Source organism: Thiocapsa sp. C2-2m (assembly GCF_041903745.1).
Lineage (GTDB): Bacteria > Pseudomonadota > Gammaproteobacteria > Chromatiales > Chromatiaceae > Thiocapsa > Thiocapsa roseilacustris.
This window is the reverse complement of record NZ_JBBWVD010000030.1, coordinates 56,114-77,219: the sequence shown is the minus strand read 5'-3', so window position 1 is coordinate 77,219 and position 21,106 is coordinate 56,114. Positions and strand designations below refer to the sequence as shown.

23 protein-coding genes and 1 pseudogene are annotated in these 21,106 nt (G+C 64.2%); 18 read left to right on the top strand and 6 right to left on the bottom strand.

Annotated elements, in window-relative coordinates; translation table 11 throughout:
- Positions 1 to 566: reverse transcriptase domain-containing protein (locus AADX97_RS21085; RefSeq protein WP_374235991.1), on the bottom strand; the 566-nt coding region annotated here is incomplete at its 3' end.
- A gap of 283 nt (positions 567 to 849) precedes the next feature.
- Here AADX97_RS21085 and AADX97_RS21080 point away from each other — a divergent pair.
- From AADX97_RS21080 to AADX97_RS21070, 3 genes and pseudogenes are all read left to right on the top strand, one after another.
- Entirely contained in the window at positions 850 to 1,173 is a 324-nt protein-coding gene (locus tag AADX97_RS21080) for a DUF1778 domain-containing protein (RefSeq protein WP_374235992.1), read from the top strand.
- Complete coding sequence (locus AADX97_RS21075) at positions 1,170 to 1,673, top strand: GNAT family N-acetyltransferase (RefSeq protein WP_374235993.1); 504 nt, start codon at positions 1,170 to 1,172, stop codon at positions 1,671 to 1,673. The genes AADX97_RS21080 and AADX97_RS21075 overlap by 4 nt, the downstream gene beginning before the upstream one ends.
- Positions 1,674 to 2,010: 337 nt before the next feature.
- Positions 2,011 to 2,286 (top strand): annotated as a pseudogene (locus AADX97_RS21070) (BREX system Lon protease-like protein BrxL); the annotation flags it as partial.
- 55 nt (positions 2,287 to 2,341) lie between these two features.
- On the opposite strand, the gene AADX97_RS21065 reads toward AADX97_RS21070, so the two are convergent.
- Positions 2,342 to 2,761, bottom strand: coding sequence for an Hpt domain-containing protein (locus AADX97_RS21065; RefSeq protein ID WP_374235994.1), 420 nt, complete (start codon positions 2,759 to 2,761; stop codon positions 2,342 to 2,344).
- A gap of 432 nt (positions 2,762 to 3,193) precedes the next feature.
- On the opposite strand from AADX97_RS21065, the gene AADX97_RS21060 reads away from it, so the two are divergent.
- The 4 genes from AADX97_RS21060 to AADX97_RS21045 all read left to right on the top strand — a co-directional run bounded on the left by AADX97_RS21060 (position 3,194) and on the right by AADX97_RS21045 (position 7,805).
- A complete protein-coding gene (locus tag AADX97_RS21060; protein WP_374235995.1) occupies positions 3,194 to 3,937 on the top strand; it encodes a glutathione peroxidase in 744 nt (247 codons plus the stop codon).
- Positions 3,938 to 4,026: 89 nt separating this feature from the next.
- Positions 4,027 to 5,403 carry a glutathione-disulfide reductase gene (gene gorA / locus AADX97_RS21055; protein ID WP_374235996.1) on the top strand — a complete coding sequence of 459 codons (1,377 nt, stop codon included), beginning with the start codon at positions 4,027 to 4,029 and terminating at the stop codon, positions 5,401 to 5,403.
- A 551-nt stretch (positions 5,404 to 5,954) separates the two neighbouring features.
- The gene (gene dusA / locus AADX97_RS21050) at positions 5,955 to 6,905 is read left to right on the top strand and encodes a tRNA dihydrouridine(20/20a) synthase DusA (protein WP_374235997.1); all 951 of its coding nucleotides are present in this window, start codon (positions 5,955 to 5,957) and stop codon (positions 6,903 to 6,905) included.
- Between the two features lie 24 nt (positions 6,906 to 6,929).
- A complete protein-coding gene (locus tag AADX97_RS21045) occupies positions 6,930 to 7,805 on the top strand; it encodes an EamA family transporter (RefSeq protein WP_374235998.1) in 876 nt (291 codons plus the stop codon).
- Here AADX97_RS21045 and AADX97_RS21040 read toward each other — a convergent pair.
- Positions 7,792 to 9,378, bottom strand: a complete 1,587-nt coding sequence (locus AADX97_RS21040) for an AAA family ATPase (RefSeq protein WP_374235999.1) — start codon at positions 9,376 to 9,378, stop codon at positions 7,792 to 7,794. The two genes, AADX97_RS21045 and AADX97_RS21040, sit on opposite strands and share 14 nt — an antisense overlap.
- Positions 9,379 to 9,581: 203 nt before the next feature.
- Between AADX97_RS21040 and AADX97_RS21035 the strand changes: the two genes are divergently transcribed.
- Positions 9,582 to 9,782, top strand: a complete 201-nt coding sequence (locus tag AADX97_RS21035; RefSeq protein WP_093029220.1) for a DUF2892 domain-containing protein — start codon at positions 9,582 to 9,584, stop codon at positions 9,780 to 9,782.
- A 197-nt stretch (positions 9,783 to 9,979) separates the two neighbouring features.
- Here the strand turns inward: AADX97_RS21035 and rimO are convergent, their stop codons facing one another.
- Entirely contained in the window at positions 9,980 to 11,305 is a 1,326-nt protein-coding gene (gene rimO / locus AADX97_RS21030; RefSeq protein ID WP_374236000.1) for a 30S ribosomal protein S12 methylthiotransferase RimO, read from the bottom strand.
- Between the two features lie 930 nt (positions 11,306 to 12,235).
- On the opposite strand from rimO, the gene AADX97_RS21025 reads away from it, so the two are divergent.
- From AADX97_RS21025 to tsaD, 6 genes are all read left to right on the top strand, one after another.
- Complete coding sequence (locus AADX97_RS21025; protein ID WP_374236001.1) at positions 12,236 to 12,373, top strand: hypothetical protein; 138 nt, start codon at positions 12,236 to 12,238, stop codon at positions 12,371 to 12,373.
- Positions 12,374 to 12,458: 85 nt separating this feature from the next.
- A complete protein-coding gene (locus AADX97_RS21020) occupies positions 12,459 to 13,220 on the top strand; it encodes a hypothetical protein (RefSeq protein WP_374236002.1) in 762 nt (253 codons plus the stop codon).
- On the top strand, positions 13,217 to 13,774 hold the full coding sequence (locus AADX97_RS21015; protein ID WP_374236003.1) for a peptidylprolyl isomerase: 558 nt from the start codon (positions 13,217 to 13,219) through the stop codon (positions 13,772 to 13,774). Before AADX97_RS21020 ends, AADX97_RS21015 begins: the two co-directional genes overlap by 4 nt.
- A 33-nt stretch (positions 13,775 to 13,807) precedes the next feature.
- Positions 13,808 to 14,752: a 4-hydroxy-3-methylbut-2-enyl diphosphate reductase gene (gene ispH / locus AADX97_RS21010; protein ID WP_374236004.1), complete on the top strand. Its 945-nt coding sequence runs from the start codon at positions 13,808 to 13,810 to the stop codon at positions 14,750 to 14,752.
- The gene (gene thiO, locus AADX97_RS21005; protein ID WP_374236005.1) at positions 14,749 to 15,834 is read left to right on the top strand and encodes a glycine oxidase ThiO; all 1,086 of its coding nucleotides are present in this window, start codon (positions 14,749 to 14,751) and stop codon (positions 15,832 to 15,834) included. Before ispH ends, thiO begins: the two co-directional genes overlap by 4 nt.
- Positions 15,835 to 15,945: 111 nt before the next feature.
- A complete protein-coding gene (gene tsaD, locus AADX97_RS21000) occupies positions 15,946 to 16,989 on the top strand; it encodes a tRNA (adenosine(37)-N6)-threonylcarbamoyltransferase complex transferase subunit TsaD (protein WP_374236006.1) in 1,044 nt (347 codons plus the stop codon).
- 153 nt (positions 16,990 to 17,142) lie between these two features.
- On the opposite strand, the gene AADX97_RS20995 is transcribed toward tsaD, so the two are convergent.
- A complete protein-coding gene (locus tag AADX97_RS20995) occupies positions 17,143 to 17,679 on the bottom strand; it encodes a hypothetical protein (RefSeq protein ID WP_374236007.1) in 537 nt (178 codons plus the stop codon).
- Between the two features lie 247 nt (positions 17,680 to 17,926).
- The gene (locus tag AADX97_RS20990; protein WP_374236008.1) at positions 17,927 to 18,094 is read right to left on the bottom strand and encodes a hypothetical protein; all 168 of its coding nucleotides are present in this window, start codon (positions 18,092 to 18,094) and stop codon (positions 17,927 to 17,929) included.
- Between the two features lie 314 nt (positions 18,095 to 18,408).
- Between AADX97_RS20990 and AADX97_RS20985 the strand changes: the two genes are divergently transcribed.
- The 4 genes from AADX97_RS20985 (at position 18,409) to AADX97_RS20970 (ending at position 21,087) form a co-directional block, all read left to right on the top strand.
- A complete protein-coding gene (locus AADX97_RS20985) occupies positions 18,409 to 18,987 on the top strand; it encodes a DUF302 domain-containing protein (RefSeq protein ID WP_374236009.1) in 579 nt (192 codons plus the stop codon).
- Between the two features lie 150 nt (positions 18,988 to 19,137).
- The gene (locus tag AADX97_RS20980) at positions 19,138 to 20,094 is read left to right on the top strand and encodes a permease (RefSeq protein WP_374236010.1); all 957 of its coding nucleotides are present in this window, start codon (positions 19,138 to 19,140) and stop codon (positions 20,092 to 20,094) included.
- A 200-nt stretch (positions 20,095 to 20,294) separates the two neighbouring features.
- Complete coding sequence (locus AADX97_RS20975; RefSeq protein ID WP_374236011.1) at positions 20,295 to 20,528, top strand: thioredoxin family protein; 234 nt, start codon at positions 20,295 to 20,297, stop codon at positions 20,526 to 20,528.
- A 37-nt stretch (positions 20,529 to 20,565) separates the two neighbouring features.
- Positions 20,566 to 21,087 (top strand): disulfide bond formation protein B, encoded by a 522-nt coding sequence (locus AADX97_RS20970; RefSeq protein WP_374236012.1) that lies wholly within the window; start codon positions 20,566 to 20,568, stop codon positions 21,085 to 21,087.
- Positions 21,088 to 21,106 lie beyond the last annotated feature (19 nt).

The following is a 21,106-nucleotide window of genomic DNA, read 5'->3' as shown; positions in this document are numbered from 1 at the left end:
CGTGATGGCTTCCCCGGACCCCAGACGATCTGGATCGGACTCCAGCGGGCTGCCGATTTCGTGCTCGCGTTGGAGGCCCAGCGCACTGCCGACGGGGAGAGTTGTGGGTAACGATGTGGCTTGAGCACCGGCTTACGCCAGCGCCCCATCCCCCATCGAAACTCAAACCCCAGGAACACTAAGGCGCCGCTCGCCTTCCACTCACGCGGACTGAACCGAATCAGGTTCGTTTTCTCCGCGGCAACCTCCAATCCAAATGTTTCCAGCCGCTTCCCAAGCACGCGATAGCAGCGCTCGGCGTCTGCTTGCTGCTCAAAGGCGCACACGAAGTCGTCCGCATACCGACACAGCAGGACCGCCCCTTGGCAATGCGCTTTGACGGTGTCCTCAACCCATAGATCCAGGGCATGATGCAGATAGAGATTGGCGAGGATGGGTGAAACACTCCCGCCCTGCGGTGAACCTTCCTCGGGATGATTCACCCGCCCATCCGGCTCCAGAATGCCCGCTTTCAACCATTTGCGTACGAGCCTCAGAAAGGCTTTGTCGTCGATCCGCAGCGCCAATACCCGCCTGAGTGCGAGTTTTTATTCGCCTGTACCGTCGCAATTCCCGGATGACTGCACCGATGGATGCCGGCCCCTTGGTGATCCCACCGCACGCGACCGCTTTCGGGTTCTCCCTGCGCCGCTCGGGGGGCCACCTGTCAGGCTCCCTGATGCTGCCCGAGCTGGGTCTGCTATTTGCGGCCGTTCCCGGATGTCTCGTTTCGGTCCAAGCGCCGCTTGGACCGCGTGCGTCCAACGTACTAACATGGAAGCCACCGACCTCGACCTCAACAGATCAAGGATGTCATACACCATTAAGTACAGTGGCACGCCACCCCCGGAACGCCCTGCTCGCGCTGCGCGCTCCGCGCCCTTGGGCCTGCGAGCCACTCCCGAGCAGGAGCGGGTGCTGCGCCGTGCCGCCGAGGTCGCCCACAAGTCCCTGACCGACTTCATCTTGGACAGCGCCTGCCAGGCGGCGAAACAAACCCTGCTTGACCAGCGCCTATTCCTAGTCTCCGGCGTCGAATATCAGGCACTTCTGGACCTGCTCGATCGACCCGCCCAGGACAACCCAGGCCTACGCGACCTCTTCTCCCGTGCCGACCCTTGGGAGAAACAGTGAGCCTGGCTGCGCCGCAACCCCTAGAGACGTTCCATCGGATCGAAACCTTCGACTGCGGCAAACCAGAGCTCAACATCTGGCTCGCGAGTCACGCCCGCCAAGCCCGGGCGAGCGGCTCTGCCAACACCTTCGTCGTAGCGGATAGGGATCGCGTCATCGGCTACTACAGCCTGACCTTTGGCCAGGTCGACTGCCTCGACGCCCCGCAGCGGATCCGTCAGGGAATGGGCCAGCACCCGATCCCCGTCGTTATCCCGGCCCGACTGGCCGTGCCGCGCGAGGACCAGGGGCGGGGCATCGGCTCCGGGATGCTGCGCGATGCGATCCGCCGCACCCTGACCATCGCCGAGCAGGTCGGCATTCGTGCCCTGATGACGCACCCGAGCGACGACTCGGCGGCCCGCTTCTACGCGCGGTTCGGTTTCGTGCAGTCACCGCTGCACGAACGGCAATGGCTGCTCCTGCTCAAAGATGCCCGGCGCCAGCTCGCCAAGGTGTGACATCAATCCAAAACTCCGGAAAAGTCCGGATAAGGCAAGCGCACCGAATCGAACAGCCTCGATGCACTTCGAGTCGCCGACCGCAACCGACACATCTGGAGGTTTCGACGATGAAGTTCGACGATGACGGCAAAGGACGAGGATGGCATGGAGTCCAAAGGTCTGCGTTGCGACTTGGGCATGGATCTGGCCCGGCGACTCCGGGCGGACGGACTCCCCGTGGAGACCCTCACGCGCTGGACTGCCCTGCCCACCGTGACGGCGACGGCCAAGCCGGCGTGGCGCCCGCTGGCAGAGACATTGATCGGCAACAGTCTGCCGGAGGGGTTCGAGCCATCTGTTCCAGCAGGTGTCGCCCTACGCGCACCTGGTCTCGGGCGGCAAGGCGTCGGTGGTGCGCATGTTCGTCAACAACAGCACCGGTCAGCGAGGGCTGGTGTGTCAGTACGACGCGGTCTGCTTCGACGAGGTCTCGGGGATCAGCTTCGACCAAAAGGACGGGGTCAACATCATAAAGGGCTACATGGAGTCCGGCGAGCTCAGCCGCGGCAGGGAACGTATCCGTGGCTTCGGTAGCGTCGTCATGGTCGGCAATTTCGAGGTGGATGTCGTCCACCAGCAGCGGGTCGGCCAGCACGACTGCGGTGACATCGGGATCATGCCGAATCTCAGTGATCGCCGCTCTCCGAGAACACCTTCGACAAAGCAGCTTGCGTCTCCACCGTCAGACGTGCAAGCTCGGGAAGGTCGGAGGTCAGACCCTCCAGATCGCCGCTCCGGCCCGCCTGCTCCATCTTGAACGCCAGTGCCCCCAGCCGGCAGGCGCCGAAGGTCAAGGCGCTGCCCTTGAGTGCGTGGGCCTCGTGGCAGGCCGCGGATGCGTCGCGGGCGGAAACCGCGGTTTCGATCCGATGTCTACGGCGCTCCGACTCTGTTCGGAATAGCGCCATGAGGTCCACGACCGACTCCCGCCCCAAGTCATCGTTCAGTCGGGAAAGCACAGCAAGGTCGAGCAGCGACGTGTCTGCGGGCGTATCGAGCAACCTCGCCGCATCGGCATCCACGGGCGGTTTGATCTGCTCACTCATAGACCTATGCCTCTGTCGTGGTTTGGGCGAGAATCCGTGCGGAAAAATTCGAGCCTCGGCGCCGGGGCGAGGAGCGAATGCGCCGGCATTCAGCCGATGATACGCCATTCGACACCCTGCTCGAGCAGGAGATCAGGGCTTGATCCCGATATCGCGGCGCTCGGAATCGACGCGGGTCCCGGCCATCGACTCGCGTGCCGCTTGATTCGAGCCCCCTTGACCTCATCGAGAGGGAGCGCTCGAACGGCTTGGTACAATGCGATCCGGCGTTCGGTTTGTCGCACGGCACGGAGGATGGCGTTGAAATCGTCAAGAACGATCGCTGCGATACAAACAATCCATTTTCTTTATCGTCGAAACCTCACTATTCTTCGCCCCATCAACGGAAATCAGTCACCTCAATCCTTTCACTCAACCTTGGAGAATGACCCCATGTTCGAGAATCGCACCGGAAGCCGTGTTCCGCAGGTCACCTTTCACACCCGTCAGGGTCACGAATGGGTCGACGTGACGACCGACGACATCTTCAAGGGCAAGACCGTCGTGGTCTTTTCCTTGCCGGGCGCCTTCACGCCGACCTGCTCCTCCTCGCATGTGCCGCGCTACAACCAATTGGTGCCGACCTTCAAGCAGCACGGGGTCGACGAGGTCGTGTGCATGTCGGTCAACGATACCTTCGTCATGAACGAATGGAAGAAGGCGCAGCACGCCGACAACGTTACCTTCATCCCGGACGGCAACGGCGAGTTCACCGACGGCATGGGCCTATTGGTCGACAAGGACGATCTGGGTTTCGGCAAGCGGTCCTGGCGCTACTCGATGCTGGTGCGCGACGGCGTGGTCGAGCAGATGTTCATCGAGCCCGAGGTCGAAGGCGACCCCTACGGTGTCTCGGACGCCGACACCATGCTCGCCTACCTGGCGCCGGAAGCGGCGAAGCCTCTGGATGTCACCGTGATGACCCGCGACGGTTGCCCCTTCTGCGCGAAGGCGAAAGACGCCCTGCGCAACGCCGGGATCGCTTATGAGGAGCTTTTGCTGAACCGTGACTACACGGAGCAGACCCTGCGCGCCGTCGCGAACGCAGCGTCCGTGCCGCAGATCTTCGTCAACGGCAAGCTGGTCGGCGGATCCGACGCCCTCGAGGTGTGGCTGAAGGAGCATCACGCCGCTTAAGGTCGGCTCGGCGAGATGGGCGGGCGATCCGGCCGCGGCCGGGTCGCCCCATCCGAGGCGGATCCAAAACCGGACCGGGAGTCAAGAGTATGAGTCAGCATTTTGACCTGATCGCCATCGGAGGCGGAAGCGGCGGTCTTGCGGTCGCCGAGAAAGCCGCACAGCTCGGACGCCGCGCCGCGGTTATCGAGGCGGGAAAGCTCGGCGGCACCTGCGTGAACGCCGGCTGTGTTCCCAAGAAGGTCATGTGGTACGGCGCGAATCTGGCGGCGGCGGTCGCCGACGCACCCGGATACGGGGTGAAGGTGCAGTCCGACGGGATCGACTGGCCGACGCTGGTCGCCGGGCGTAACCGCTATGTCGCCGACATCAACGGCTACTGGGACGGCTATGTCGAGCGACAAGGCATCGCTCGCATTCAAGGTCAGGCGCGCTTCGTCGATGCCAAGACCATTGCGGTCGGCGAAGAACACTACAGCGCCGACCACCTCGTCATCGCGACCGGCGGACGGCCGATCGTACCGCGTATGCCGGGCGCCGAGCTTGGCATTACCTCCGACGGCTTCTTTGGGCTGGAGACTCAACCCAAGCGCGTCGCTATTATCGGCGGCGGTTATATCGGCGTGGAGCTCGCCGGGGTGTTGCGCACACTCGGCACCGAGGTCACGATCGTGGCGCTCGAGGATCGGGTGCTGTTTCTCTTCGACCCCATGATCAGCGAGACGCTGGCGGAGAACATGGCGGTCGACGGCATCGAGATGCGGCTCGAATTCGAGGTCGCGGCGCTTGAGAAGAATGCCGATGGCCTCGCACTGGTCACACGCGACGGCGAGCGTCTGGGCGGCTTCGACACCCTCCTCTGGGCCGTCGGACGCACGCCGAATACGCGCGAGCTGAATCTGGAGGCCGCGGGCGTCACGATGCAGCCAAACGGCATCATCCCGGTGGATCCCTATCAGAACACCAACGTGCCGGGCATCTATGCCATCGGTGACGTGATCGGCCGCGAGCCCCTGACCCCGGTCGCCATCGCCGCCGGGCGCCGTCTGGCCGAACGTTTGTTCGGCGGCAAGCCGGATCTGAAGCTCGACTACGACAACGTCCCGACCGTGGTCTTCGCACACCCGCCGATCGGGAAGGTCGGTTTGACCGAGCCCGAGGCGCGCGAGCGATACGGCGACACCCTAACCATCTACGAGACCAGCTTCACCCCGATGCGCTACGCACTCAACACGCATGGGCCGAAGACCGCCATGAAGCTGGTCTGCGTCGGTCCCGAGGAGCGGGTCGTCGGCATACACGCGATCGGCGACGGCGTCGACGAGATGATGCAGGGCTTCGGCGTGGCGGTGAAGATGGGCGCGACCAAGGCCGATCTGGACGACACCGTCGCGATCCACCCGAGCAGTGCCGAGGAGCTGGTCACCCTCAAGGAGCCGGTCAGACGTCCCGGACAGGGTTCCTGATCGCAGCAACTCTGATCGATCGACCCCGACCCGAACGTCGGCGGTCGATCGCGAGCCAGGCCGTTCACCGATCAGTCGACGCCGGCACCCTGGTTCCAGATCGTAATTCCGCTCACGGAGACACGGAGCGCACGGAGAATCCGAAATGTTTCCCCATATCTCCGGGTCTCCGTGTCTCCGTGAGAGATCTTAGAGATCTTAGGGCCGTAGGTTGTGCCGAGCCGTGCGAGGCACAACCAAACGTCGACGGAAGTTGTGCTTCCTGTCGTCAGCACAACCTACAGGGATGGAAGGTGCCCGATGTCGCCGAATACTTCGACGATGCGGAACGCGGGGAGAGGCATCAGTCCTGTCCCTACACTCCCGCAACCGGTGAATTTTCTCCCGGCGTCACGAGCGCGCGTGCCAAACCGGTACCCGTCGATGCCGTACGCGGATAGACTAGGAGCCGTCGTTCGGTTACACCTGCTCATCCAACCGCCCCGTTGCAAGGCACGTCTTTGTCTTCGCTCCCCGCACCTGTGCTGGACCGCCGCCTGTCCGTTGCGCCAATGCTCGACTGGACCGATCGGCACTGTCGCTATTTCTTGCGCCTTCTCAGCCGGCACACCCTGCTCTACACCGAGATGGTCACGACGGGTGCGCTGATCCATGGCTCCCAAAGGGGCGAGAGCGAGCGCTTTCTCGGCTTCGATCCAGCCGAGCACCCGATCGCGCTCCAGCTCGGCGGATCGGACCCGCAGGAGATGGCGCACTGTGCACGGATGGGCGCCGATCGGGTCTATGACGAGATCAACATCAACGTCGGTTGTCCGTCGGACCGGGTGCAGAACGGCCGGTTCGGCGCCTGTTTGATGGCCGAGCCGGGACTGGTCGCGGACTGCGTCGCGGCGATGAAGAATGCCGTGGCGGTGCCGGTGACCGTCAAGACCCGTATCGGGATCGACGATCGCGACAGCTACGGCGAGCTTCTGGACTTTGCCGGCACCGTAACCGAGGCCGGCTGCGACGCGCTGATCGTGCATGCGCGCAAGGCCTGGCTCGCCGGGCTGAGCCCTAAGGAGAACCGCGACATCCCGCCGTTGCGTTACGACGTCGTCGAGCAGCTTAAGCGCGACCTGCCGCACCAGACCATTGCGATCAACGGGGGCATCAAGACACTGCACGAGACCCTAGGGTTTCTCGAGACGCTCGACGGGGTCATGGTCGGTCGCGAGGCCTATCACAACCCCTGGATCCTCGCCGAGGCGGACCAGGTGATCTTCGGGGATGCCCGTTGCGCACCGACCCGCAACGCAGTCCTCGACGCCTTCTTGCCTTATGTAGAGCGCGAGCTCGCGAAGGGCACGCCGCTGAGTGCCATGAGCCGGCACATCCTCGGCCTCTTCCAAGGCCAACCCGGCGCGCGCGCCTGGCGACGCCATCTGAGCGAGCAGGCGCATCGTCCCTGCTCCGGAGTCGAGGTCCTGACCGACAAGCTGCCGCCCGAGCAGCGGCCTTAGCCGGCGGGACTCGCGCGCGGCGCCATGGACTGGGTCAGCCTCTCCCTGCTCTGCGCCTTCAGCCTAGCGAGCGCCGACGCCGCAACCAAGGCCTGGCTGCAAGGCTTCTCCGCCCGTGAATTGGTCGTGGTCCGCTTCGGTGTCGTCGGACTCCTGATGACGCCGCTGCTGGTCGGCATGCCGCCGCTGTCGTCCCTTCCGCCGGCCTTTTGGTTCTGGATCGCGGCCCTCATCCCGCTGGAAATCGCTGCCATGCTGCTCTACATGGCGGCGATCCGCGACCATCCGCTCTCGCTTACCCTCCCCTTCCTGGCCTTTACCCCGGTGTTCGTCATCGCGGTGGCTTGGGTGCTGCTCGGCGAGGAGGTCAGCCCGCTCGGTGCGGCAGGGGTCGGGTTGGTGGTCGCCGGGGCCTGGCTGCTCAACAGTCGACATGCCAAGCGCGGCGACTGGCGAAGCTGGACGCGTCCCTTCGCGGCCATCGTCGAGGAGCCGGGCTCGCGGCTGATGCTTGCGGTGGCCGCCATCTATGCCCTCACAGCCACCTTGGGCAAAGGTGCCATGCGGCACATGGACCCGGAGTTCTTCGGGGCCTTCTACTTCGCACTGCTTGGCGCGGCCGTCTGCCTGCTGATCGTCCTGCCCCGGCCCGGGCTTCTGATCAAACTGGCGCGCCGACCCGGACCTGTGCTCTTGGTCGGCGGCCTGATGGGGCTGATGGTCTACACTCACTTCCTGGCCCTGCAACAGGTCGAGGTGGCCTACATGATCGCCGTCAAACGCACCAGCCTGCTCTTCGGCATCCTCTACGGCGTGCTGATCTTCCGCGAGACCGGACTCTCCACACGTCTTCCGGGCGGCCTGCTGATGCTCGCCGGTGTGGTCCTCATTGCCTGGTAGGTCGATGCACTGCGGCGAAGACCAGATCGAGACGTGCAAGCACCTCCGCCAAGGGCTGCGCTTGACTGGTGTCGATGAAGAGCGCGCGAGCTCGCTCATCGGGCACCAAGGGCTCCAAGGCCAAGCGTTGGCGCTCGAGGACCTGCACATCGGCATCCGAGGCATCCTTGTTCTCGGCGCGGCGACAGACGATGCGTTCACGCAGCACCTCCGCGGGGGCATCGAGCGCCAGGATCGCGGCCTGGATGCGGCAGCGCTCGGCCAGATCCCAGAAACAGGCGCGCCGCGCCACGGAGATAAAGGTTGCATCGACCAGCACGTCGTAACCATACCCGAGGATCGCCTCCGCCAGGCGCAACAGCCGGGTGTAGGTCCATTCGGTCGCGATCGGAAAATAGATCCCGGCGTCGAACGACGCCCGCGTGGACGCGGTCTCGGAGATGCCGAAGAGACGCTTGCGCTCGATATCCGAGCGCAGGTGGATGAAGGGAAGGGCCTCGCGGAGCTGGCGCGCCAAATAGCTCTTTCCGGACCCGGAGAGCCCGCACGCAATCAGCATGCGGGGCACCCGCGTGGCGGTGTAGGACTCGGCAAGCTCCAGATAACGGAGACAGGTCTCGCGATCGAGAACCCGCTGCGCAGGATCCAGACCGGGCTGCCCGAGACGGATCGCCATGACCTTCGCCCGCACAAGCGCGCGATAGACCTTATAGAGATCCAGCAGGGCCAGCAGCTCGTGATCACCGCTGCGCTCGAGATACCGGTTCAGGAAGCGCCGAGCCAACGGCACCGCACCGGATTCATCCAGGTCCATGATCAGGAAGGCGACCTCGCTTGCCGTGTCGATCCAGCGCAGGAAGGGATTGAATTCGATCGCGTCGAAGATGCGGATCTCCCCGTCAACCAAGGCGATGTTGCCGCGATGCATGTCGCCGTGACACTCGCGCACAAAGCCGTTGCGTCGCCGACGCTCGATCATCGGGATCAGGGCCTGCCAACGACCGCGTATCCAGGTTTCGAGACGATCGAGACGGTCGCGCGGATCCGGCTCCAAGGCACAGGCGCGAATCTGCACCAGGTTGTCGACCATGGGAGCCAGTACGGTCTCGGGTGTCCCGAAGGGGCTCACGATGTCGGCGACGGGGATCCGGGCATGAAACCCCGCGACATCCTCCGCCAAGCGGTCGATCAACTCGCCGGACAGGACCTGACGGTCGAGCAGAGCCTCTTGCGGGAAACGCTGCATCTGCACGGCATACTCCTGCACCGGACCGGATCCGCCGATGCGCGGCGCGCTTGCAGTGCCGGCGACAGCGACCACGTCGAGATAGAGGTCCGGCGCCAGACGCCGGTTCAGCCGCAGCTCCTCCTCGCAACAGCGGCGACGGCGCTCCAGGGTGGAGAAATCGAGAAAACCCAGATCGATCGGCTTCTTGAGCTTGTAGGCGAATGCCCCGGCAAGAAAAACGTGCGAGATATGCGTCTCGATATGCTCGACCGGGTCGGCGGGATGCGGATAGGCATCGGGTCGCATCAAGCTCTCGATCAAGCGCGGAAAGGCGTCGACGTCCACGGGGCAGCTACCTTCATCCGTCCGGCAAGAAACCGACAAGACCTCCTCAACCGGCTGCTGGAGGATCGCCACTGGGCAGCTCCCCTCATCCATCCGGCGAGAAACCTTACGTCAATCGACCTTGAACCGAGTATAAGCGTTCTTTAATATCTCGTAGGGTATCGACCCTTCCCAACCCGCAATCCGAACCCTTGGAGATGTCCATGTCTATCGAGCGCATCGTCTTTGCCGTCGCCGGCGCCTTCATCCTGATCTCGCTCCTGCTCGCGCACTACGTCAGCCCCTACTGGATGTGGTTCACGGCCTTCGTCGGCCTGAACCTACTGCAGTCCGCCTTCACTGGATTCTGCCCCTTGGCCGTGATCCTGAAGAAGATGGGCAAGAAGGCCGGCCCCGCGTTCTGACGCCCCACTGAACCGCGTCCGGAGCGATCAAAATCGCTTCGCCCTTTGCCTTGACCTCGTGCCACACGGCAGCCTCGGCGAGACGCGGTTCGGGAAACTAAAAGATTTTATTCACTTGAATCGCGTCGGCGCCGGCCTCGAATGGACGTGAGTATCCCGCCCCAAGCTCGGAGCCCGCATATCGCAGCGGACGCGATTTAATCGGCGATCGGCTGCGCCCACAGATCATGGTCGCCCGCATCCGTGATCTCGACCTCGATGAAATCCCCCGGATCCAGCTCCCAGGCGCCCGCGATGATCACCTCGCCGTCGATCTCGGGTGCGTCGGCATAGCTGCGCGCGATCACCTCGTCCTCGCCGACCTCATCGACCAGCACCGTCAGTCGTTGCCCGATGCGCTCGGCGAGCTTCGTCCGGCTGATCTCGGCCTGCACGGCCATGAAGCGCTCGACCCGCTCGTGCTTGACCGGCTCCGGGACAGGATCGGGCAGCGCGTTTGCACTCGCACCATCGACCGGCGAATAGGGGAAGCAGCCCACGCGGTCCAGTTGGGCGGCGCGCAGGAAGTCGAGCAGCTCTTGGAACTCAGCCTCGGTCTCGCCCGGAAAACCGACGATGAAGGTGCTGCGCATCACCAGATCAGGACACTGCTCGCGCCAGCGCGAGAGCCGATCGAGCACCTTCTCGGTCGCCGCGGGACGACGCATCGCCCGCAGAATCGGCTCGCTCCCGTGCTGGAGAGGCATGTCGAGGTACGGCAGGATCAGCCCCTCCGCCATCAGCGGGATCAGCGCGTCCACATGCGGATAGGGATAGACATAGTGCAACCGAACCCAGGCCGGCAGCTCGCCGAGTGCGCGCGCCAGGTTGAACGTATCCGTCTTGAGCGGCCGGCCATTCCAGAAATCGGGCCGATAGCGCAGATCCAGCCCGTAGGCGCTGGTGTCCTGCGAGATGATCAGGAGCTCGCGCACCCCCGACTCCACCAACCGCTCCGCCTCCGCGAGCACCTCGCCGATCGGGCGACTCGCCAGATCGCCGCGCAGGCTCGGGATGATGCAGAAGCTGCAGCGATGGTTGCACCCCTCCGAGATCTTGAGATAGGCAAAGTGCCGCGGCGTGAGCTTCACGCCCTGCGGCGGCACCAGACTAACGAAGGGATCATGCGGCGCCGGCAGTTGCGCATGCACCGCCGCCATCACCTCGTCGAGGGCATGCGGACCCGTCACCGCAAGAACCTCCGGATGGGCCTTGCGAACGATCTCGGCACGCGCACCCAGGCAACCGGTCACGATGACGCGGCCATTGGCATGCAAAGCCTCGCCAATTGCATCGAGCGACTCCTCGACCGCGTCGTCGATAAAGCCGCAGGTGTTGACGATGACTAGATCGGCATCCTCGTAGCTCGGCGGGATGCCGTAGCCCTCCGCACGCAGCTGCGTGAGGATCCGTTCCGAATCCACCGTCGCCTTGGGACAGCCGAGGCTGACGAATCCGATCCTGGGGGTTTGCGTCATCGACATAGGGCAACAGAGAGTTTCAGTGGTTAGTGGTTAGTGGTTAGGATCGAACTCTTGAACAGTGACCTAGTCACGTGTCAGAAATAATTAAGGACCAAATCAAATCGTTGTCGTTGTCGTTGTCGTTGTCGTTGTCGTTGTCGTTGTCGTCATTGTCGTCGTCGATTACGACAACGACAACCGTGGCAAAGGTGCTCTCCCGTCGAGTTGTTTTGCTTGTTTCTGAACGAGACCGCGTCGGCCGATCCCGTCACGATAGCTCGGATCCCGCCGATGGACCTCGGCGAAGAGACCAAGCGCGGACGCGACAGCGTCCGCCGCCAAACGGGTCAACAACTCCGCCAGAGGACGCGACGGCCCGGCCCGGGACGCCCAGAAGGCGACCAGCGCAGGGCCTTTGAATGAGCTCTTCACGACAAACGTCTGGAAAGTCTCGTCTGTCGCGGGATATACGAACATCGACTCGGACATCTCCGACACCGCAAGGGACGCGACCTTGTCCCGATCCTTGACGATGTTACGCGACCGCCCAGCAGGGACCAAACCGTCCGCCTCCAGCCGACCGGCCGTTAGCTCACCCCCAACACTGGCGGCAAAGCCTGTCGGTGCCGGTCTCGATGCGCTCCAGGCCGACCCGCATGGTTATCCCCGATAGGCGCCGGTTATTCGGCTTTCCGGTCGCTAAGCCTCTGTTCAAAAATTCGTTTCCAGCCACTAGCCACTAGCCACTAGCCACTAGCCACTCTATCCCGGCCGATCGCAACAGGTCCGAAGTCTTGCTGTCAAAGTGGGATGGGCACACCTCAGCCCTCGACACTCCTTGATCATGCCTCCGATCTGGGTGAGGATACTCTGGATTGAGAAACCCGATAATTCACCAGCCCGCCCCGCACCCGCGAGGCCGCCCCGCCGAAACACGGCAGCAGGAGCCGGATGAAAGGATGTAAGCTCTGTCGATACAGCACGGTTTGCAATGACCTCCCGGGGGTTTGCATCCTGCTCATCTATGCCACCATCTTTGTCGTGGTGATCGCACTCGGCTATCTCTTCGTGACGCAGGAGTTGCTGTGATGACGAGCTTGGGCGGGGTACAGCATCACCGATGGTCGATCGCGGACGGCGGCTGGAAGCTGGCGGCCGGAGGCTCTCCCGAACGATGAAACATCCTGTCGTGCTCGTCGGTGTCGGCGAGATGGGCGGCGTTTTCGCGCGCGGCCTTCTCAAGCTCGGCCATCCCGTCTTCCCCGTGCTGCGCGGAGCCTCGTTGGTCACGGCAGCAACCCAGCTGCCCGAGCCGCAATTGGTGTTGATCGCGGTCGGAGAGGCCGACCTCGCCGCAACCCTCGCCGCCGTTCCGCCTCAATGGCGAGGGCGGCTCGGCCTGCTGCAAAACGAGCTGCTGCCGAGCGACTGGGCCGCCTGCGTCGACCCGACGGTGATCTCGGTCTGGTTCGAGAAGAAACCGGGGCGCGACCACAAGGTCATTATCCCCTCCCCGGTGTTCGGTCCTCAGGCGGATCTGCTCGCCGATGCGCTGGGGACCCTGGCGATCCCCACACACCGCCTGAGCAGCGCCGAGGAGCTCGTCTTCGAGCTGGTGCTCAAGAACCTCTTCATCCTGACCACCAACATCGCCGGGCTGCGCACGGGCGGAACGGTCGAGACCCTGTGGTCGCGGCATCGCGCCTTTGCCGAGGAGGTCGGCCATGATGTGATCGATCTTCAGGAGGCCATGACCGGGCGTCGGTTCGATCGCGATGCACTCTTCGTCGCGCTCGGCGTCGCCTTCGCGGGCGATCCCGAGCACGCCTGCATGGGTCGCAGCGCGCCGGCCCGCCTCGCCCGCGCCATCCGCAACGGCGAGGCACTTGGTCTGGACCTGCCGGTCCTGCACGCGATCGCTGCCGAGCAGGCGTGAGCCGCGTCGTGACGCACGCCAACCCGCCCGAGACCCCACCTGCGAAAAGGGCGGCGAACGAGACCGAGACCGGGACGGGCACCCTCCTCGCCCCCGGTCGCGCCGTCGAGTTGCATCTGGAGGTCCGCTTCCAGGACGGCTTCGTCGCACTCTCGACCTTCGACGCCGAGCCGATCGCCTGCACCATCGGCGACGGCACCCTGACGCCGGAGCTTGAGTCCACGCTTCTAGGCCTCGCCCCCGGCAGCGAGACCTATGTCGTCGCGCATGGCTCGGAGCTCTTCTCGCCCTATGACGAGGCCAGCATCCACTGGATGGAGCGCAGCGATTTCCCGCCAGACATCGAGCCCATACCCGGACTGGTCGTCGCCTTCGAGACACCCGGCGGGCACGAGACCAGCGGGATCGTCCTGGAAGTGGAGGCCGATCGCGTGCAGGTCGACTTCAACCACCCATTCGCCGGACGCTCCTTGACGATCCGCGTCCGCGTCTTGTCCGTGGCCGGGCCCGGGCCTGGGCCCGAGCCCCGGTTCAAGCGTGGCCCGGAGGCGTGAATTCTCCCGACCGATCCCCTATCCTTTGACACTATGAACATCCTCCTCGCCAATCCCCGTGGGTTCTGCGCCGGTGTCGACCGCGCGATCGAGATCGTCGAGCGCGTACTCGAGCTCTACGGCGCACCCGTCTATGTCCGGCATGAAGTGGTTCACAACCGCTTCGTCGTCGACGGTCTCAAACAACGCGGCGCCGTCTTCGTGGAGGAGGTCGACGAGGTCCCGGACGGGGCGACGCTGATCTTCAGCGCCCACGGCGTCGCCCAAGAGGTACGGCGCGCGGCGGAAGGGCGAAACCTGCGCGTCTTCGACGCGACCTGCCCCTTGGTCACCAAGGTCCATCTCGAGGTCGCAAGGCACTGCAAGAACGGGGTCGAGGTCATCTTGATCGGGCACGCCGGCCATCCCGAGGTCGAGGGCACCATGGGTCAGTGTCTGAGCGACGGCGGGGCGATGCATCTCATCGAGTCGGTCGCCGACGTCGCCGGGCTCGCGATCAAAGAGCCGTCGCGGGTCGCTTATGTCACCCAGACCACGCTCTCGGTGGACGACACGAGCGGGATCATCGACGCACTGCGTGAACGCTTCCCCGAGATCCAGGGACCGAAAAAGAGCGACATCTGTTACGCCACCCAGAACCGACAGGACGCGGTCCGTGATCTCGCCGCGCGCTGCGATCTGCTGCTGGTGGTCGGCTCGGCCAACAGCTCCAACTCAAACCGACTGCGCGAGCTGGCCGAGAAGCAGGGCTGCACCGCCTATCTGATCGACGGTCCCGAGGACATCCGCCAAGAGTGGCTCAGCGCCTCGCCGCGGGTCGGACTCACTGCCGGGGCCTCGGCCCCCGAGGTGCTAGTCGATCGGGTCATCGCACAGCTCGAGGCATGGGGCGTCGCCGGGGTCGAGGAGCAGGATGGTATCCGCGAGCAGGTCGTCTTCCCCTTGCCGCGCGAGCTCGGCGAGAGGGCGGCATCATGAGCGATGTCCTCGTCGTCGGCGGCGGCATCATCGGTCTCCTGAACGCACGGTATCTGGTCGAGTCCGGTGCCGAGGTCACCCTGATCGAGATGGGCGAGACCGGCCGCGAGTCATCCTGGGCCGGCGGCGGCATCATCTCGCCGATCTACCCTTGGCGTTATCCGGACGCGGTGACGGCTCTCGCGACCTGGAGCCAGCACGCCTATCCGGAGCTGGCCGAGGTGCTTTTGCAGGAAACCGGGATCGATCCCGAGCTGACCCTGAGCGGCATGCTGATCCTGGACATGGAGGAGCACTCGGTCGCCGTCTCTTGGGCCGAGCGCCATGACCATCCCATCGAGACAGTCGAAGCCGCGCACCTGCACGAGATCGAGCCCCAGCTCGGACCCGGCCTCACGCGCGGACTCCTGCTGCCGCGCATCGCTCAGGTGCGCACGCCGCGCCTGACCAAGGCGGTTCGCCGCTCGGTCGAAGGCCGGATCAAGCTGCGCGAAAACGAAGAGGTCTTGGAGCTTCTGGTCGACGGCGGTCGGGTGACCGGGGTACGGACGCCGGACGGGGCCATCGAGGCGCGCCGGGTCGTGATCTGCACCGGCGCCTGGACCGCCAAGCTGCTCGAGCAGCTCGGCGAAACACCGGACATCGCGCCGGTGCGCGGTCAGATGATCCTCTTCTACGGCAAGCCCGGTCAGATCAACCACATCACCCTGCACCGCGAGCGCTATCTCATTCCGCGGCGTGACGGACGGATGTTGTTCGGAAGCACCCTCGAGCACACCGGATTCGTCAAGACGACCACCGCCGAGGCCAAAGAGTCCCTCTACCGTGCCGCCTTCGAGATGTTCCCGGTCCTCAAACGCACGCCCATCGAAGACCACTGGGCGGGGCTCCGACCCAGCTCCCCGAGCGGCATCCCCTTTATCGGCGCCTATCCGGGCGTGGATGGACTCTTTATCAATGCAGGACACTTCCGCAACGGGTTGGTGACCGGCCCCGCATCGGCGAGGCTCGCGACCGATCTGGTGCTCGGGCGCCCCCCGATCCTGGACCCGGCCCCTTACGCGGTGGATGCAGATCGCTAACCCGCTTACTCTGCTGCAGTTGTGCTGACGGCAGGAAGCACAACAGGAATCCCAGTTTCGTTGTGCCTCGCTCCCGCCCGGCACAACCGAGCCAACCCATCGGTGATCAACTTGCACAACAGGATCGTGAGACGTGTCCTCGGGATCGAGACCTCCTGCGACGAGACCGGCGTGGCCGTCTATGACGGCGAGCGCGGTCTGGTTGCCCAAGCCGTCTACAGCCAAATCGAGATCCATGCCGAGTACGGCGGTGTCGTCCCGGAGCTGGCCTCGCGCGATCACGTCCGCAAGACCCTGCCGCTGATCCGGCAGGTTCTCGAAGAATCGGGGCTCGATCCCGTCTCGATCGACGGCGTTGCCTATACCGCCGGACCCGGTCTGGTCGGCGCGCTCTTGGTCGGCGCAGCCTTGGGCCGCAGCCTCGCCTGGGCTTGGGGCGTGCCGGCGGTCGGCGTGCATCACATGGAGGGGCATCTACTCGCACCCCTGCTCGAAGACCCGGCGCCCGCCTTCCCTTTCGTGGCGCTCCTGGTCTCGGGCGGACACACTCAACTGGTCGACGTGACCGGTGTGGGCCGCTACCGCATCTTGGGCGAGTCGCTCGACGACGCCGCTGGCGAGGCCTTCGACAAGACCGCGAAGATCCTCGATCTCCCCTACCCCGGCGGACCGGAGCTCGCCAAGCTCGCCGAGCGTGGCGACCCGACGCGTTTCCGCTTCCCGCGCCCCATGACCGACCGACCGGGCCTCGACTTCAGCTTCAGCGGACTCAAGACCTTCGCACTCAACACCGTTCGCGAGACTGTGCCCGAGGCGCTCGATCCGGAACAGAGCCGAGCCGACATCGCCCGTGCCTTCGAGGAAGCCGTCGTCGACACCCTGGTGATCAAGTGCCGCCGCGCTTTACAGGAGACCGGGCACCAGCGCCTGATCCTCGCCGGCGGCGTCAGCGCCAACCGCCGACTGCGCGAGCGGATGAACACCGCCATCGCCGCCGCGGGCGGCGAGACCTTCTATCCCAGACCATCCCTCTGTACCGACAACGGCGCCATGATCGCCTACGCCGGCTGGCAGCGCCTGCGCGCCGGACATCTCGAGCCGCTCGCCTTCAAGCCCAGGGCGCGTTGGCCGATGGAAGAGCTGACACCCGCTTAAACCGCGCCCGGTGCGGTATGCGTCATGTGTTGGAGTGACTTGGCCGCGCCACCTCCGACGACTGTCGGAGCTGGCGCGGTTTAAAGAATAGTGGCTTTAACGAACGACGACTGTCGGAGCTGGCGCGGTTTAAAGAATAGTGGCTTTAACGAACTAGGTCGCCTTGCCGGGGCCGCAGTCCTCAAGCGGCACGCCGAGCAGTTGGGCCATTTTCTCGCGCAGCCAGACGTTGCGGAACCGCTGCGGAATGAAGAACAGGCACAGCGTGGCGAGAAGTGACATGACGCGTGGATCTCCGAAGGTCAGGCGGGGGACACGTTGCCCGTCGATAGTCTGCGGCTGGGTGACGGCCTCGAACAACCCGGCGGCCAGGGTACAGTACTGACTGATGGCTTCGACCTTGAGCAGGCGGCGATTGGCGGCATAACCGATAGCCCGCAAGGCGGGCAGGTTGCACAGTTTGCGGCCGATGCCGACGACACCGGTGTTGTTGATCAGGTTCTCGCGAATCAGCTCCTCGCGCAGTTGGCACCCGGCGAGCGGACGGTCGATGACTTGGGTGCGGGCAAACTCCGCCTGCAGGATTGACAGCTCGTAGCGGAATCCCGCAGCGCGGTCTTCGGGCGTGAAGGGATGCGGCAGGCGCGCGCACCATTTGCGCACCATCGCCTCAATGCGCTCGGCGCTCATCGCGTCGAGGATTCCTCGCAGGGCCGGACCATCCGCACACCGCAGGATCCCATTGTCGAGCGGCTCGAAGGCCATGCCGGCCTTCGCCAGTTGCCGCTTGGCGTACTCGTGGCCGTTCAGGCAGATCCGTGCCGTGTAAAGAAAGTAGGACGAGGATTTGATGAACAGCGGACCGGCACCACGTCGATCTGCTCGCGCTTGGCAAAGGCATCGATCGCGGTGACAAAGGCATGACTCATCGGGGCCATCAACAGGGGCGAGCGACGGCAGCGCCGCGGTGCATGCGGAAGAAGTAGGCCACCCCGCTCCCGGTCTGCAGCCTGGGCCGGTAGGCGTTGAGGTCGAGTCGATCGATACCCTCGACAACCAACGTCACATGCGCGTTCAACAACTCACCGATGGTTTGTCCTATCATGACGGCAGGCCCAGGTTGACACAGGGACATCGCGTCCCACTCGCCGCCCAAGCGGCTCTATACGGAAGCTTAGTGCACCGACGATCAACCGGGGCATCCCCATGTCTCGTTGGTCTGAGGCGAAGCCTCGCTGAATGTTAAACCGCGTCTGACCGAGATCGAGGATATCTCCAAAGCCAAACGCAAAATGAAAATGACGCATGTCTCTCTCGACGCGGTTTAGGGCCCTGCCTCAACGGCGTGCGCAACCGCCCCGCGACATCACGGATCGAGCCGCTCGAGAGGCGGCCGACATCAGCACAGGGGTATTTACAGTGAAGATTGTTCGCAACCTACTGGCCGTCATCGGCTTTTTGACCATTGTCAGCATCGGCGTCCTCTATTGGCGGGTCGCCCCGACCCTCGGCGAATTCGACCCCGAATTTCCGGGCGTCTACGGCGAGCTCGCCTCGCGCCTGCTCGCGACCGGCGACCCCGGCGTAGCCATGATGTGGGCGATCCCGGTCGAGGAAGGGCTGAGCCCGGACGACGTCATCGAGTCCATGAAGAGCATCGCGGTCTCTCACAACCTGCTCTTTGTCGGCGAATCGCCCTTCTACAAGCAGATCGAGGCGATCACGGGCGAGTCCTATCGCTACGTCAACTTTATCTCCTTCTGCGATGCCGGGGTCGGTCGACAGATGCTGGAATATCGCAACGAATACAGCGGCTTCATGCCCTGTCGCATCGCCTTGGTCGAAGATAAGGAAGGCCGCCTGACGCTTTACAGCATGAACCTGGACATGATGATCCACGGCGGTCGGGAGCTGCCCGAGGAGCTGAAGGCGTCCTCGCTGAAGGTCCGCGACACGATCCGGGCGATCATGGAGGGCGGTGCGGCCGGGGAGCTGTAATGTCCGAAGTCCGGGATCGCCTAAGTCGGGATCCCGGAATTCGGGATACCCAGCGCCGGGATACGGCCGATCGTGATATCGCGCAATCCAAATATACGGAAGATCGCATACAGTAGACGCCAAGGATTCACTCCAGAGAGGCGCTCATAGGTGTTCGATACACTCGGCGATCTCGTCGTCTACCGTCTGCTGGGCATCGACCCGGCGAGCCATCTCGGGGCGGCGCTGCACTTCTTCGTCATGGACACGGCGAAGATCTTCGTCATGCTCGTTATCATCATCTATGTTATGGGGCTCTTTCGGGCGCTCCTCTCGCCCGAGCGGGTTCGCGCCTATGTGCGCGGCAAACCCAAATGGGCGGCGCGCTCGACCGCGGTCGGGCTGGGTGCGGTCACACCCTTCTGCTCCTGCTCCTCGGTGCCGCTCTTCATCGGCTTCGTCGAGGCCGGCATCCCGCTCGGGGTGACCTTCTCCTTTTTGATTGCCAGCCCGATGATCAACGAGGTCGCGGTGGTGATCCTCCTGGGGATCCTCGGCTGGGAGCTGACCCTCATGTACGTCGCCGCCGGCTTGACGGTCGCTTATGTCGGCGGCGTCGTCATGGAGCGCTTCCGGCCCGAGCGCTGGGTCGAGCCTTACGTCTGGCAGATCCATATGGGCGAGCTGAAGATGCCTGAGCCCGACACCTCGCTGATCGGTCGCCATCGCTACGCCCTGAGCGAGGTCCGCGAGATCCTAAGGCGGCTCTGGAAATGGGTGCTGCTGGGCATCGGCGTCGGCGCACTCTTCCACGGCTATGTCCCGGAGGAGTGGGTGGTCGAGCACCTGGGCGGCACCGACAACTGGCTGGCGGTTCCGGGGGCCGTGCTGCTCGGGATCCCGCTTTACTCCAACGCGACCGGGGTGATCCCGGTTGCCGAGGCCATGCTGGGGAAAGGTGTGGCGATCGGCACCACGCTGGCCTTCATGATGAGCATCGCCGCACTCTCGCTGCCCGAGATGATCATCCTGCGCAAGGTCATCCGCTGGCCGGGGCTGGCGCTCTACGTGGGCGTGCTGGCGATCGCCTTCATCCTGGTCGGCTACGGATTCAACCTGCTGGCGTAAAATGGAAACCCGATGACCTGATTAACGTATCAGAAATAAGTTGAGCCCCGCATCCAATCGGTGCTGTTGTCGTTGTCGTCGTCGATTACGACAACGACTATCGTGGCAAAGGGATTCTCGGGTCGAGTCGTTTTCCTTATTTCTGAACCGTTCCTTAAGAACTTTTCCCGGAACCGGGACCAAGCGACACGAGGACCGATATGAAAGAAGTCAAGATCTTGGGATCAGGCTGTGCCAACTGCAATGCCACCTACAAGGTGGTCGAAGAGGCCGCGAAGGCGAAGGGCGCCGAGATTGCCTTGGAGAAGGTCGAGGATCTCGGCCGGATCATGGGTTACGGCATCATGTCCACCCCCGGCGTCGTTATCGACGGTCAGGTGGTGCATGCCGGCGGGGTTCCGGATCGCAAGACGGTCGAGGGATGGTTCAGCTGATGACGTTCTCCGCCTGCCTTGCCAGCGAGGCATCGAAATGACAGGCCCGTCGCCTCGCCTGCTTTGGAGCTTAATGGCCGGCGGTTGCGCCCTCGCCGTCGCGTCGAGCTTCGTGATGACCGACTGGCTCGCGTTGGATCCCTGTCATTTATGCATCTTTCAGCGCCTGCTCTTCATGGTGCTCGCGGTGCTCGCGCTCGGGGCCGCACTCGGCGCAGGTTGCACCGGAGCGAGAATATTCGGGCGCCTGATCGGCGCCTTGACCCTGCCGGTCTCGGCTACGGGGATCGGTGTCGCGGCCTACCAGAGCTGGCTGCAGCTGCAGCCGCCGGAGAGTGTTTCCTGCGTGGCCGGCGCGCCCGGGTTGATCGAGCAGTGGGTCGAATGGCTCGGCCAACAGGCACCGGCGCTGTTCATGGCGACGGGCTTCTGCGAGGACGAAGGCGCCCTGATTCTCGGACTGACGCTGGCGAACTGGGCCTTGCTCGGTTTCGCCCTCTGTCTCGGTGCGGGCATCTTGGCGCTGTTTCTAAGCCGTGCCGGGTCGGATGCCCGATAAGACTCGGCGACCCGAGCGG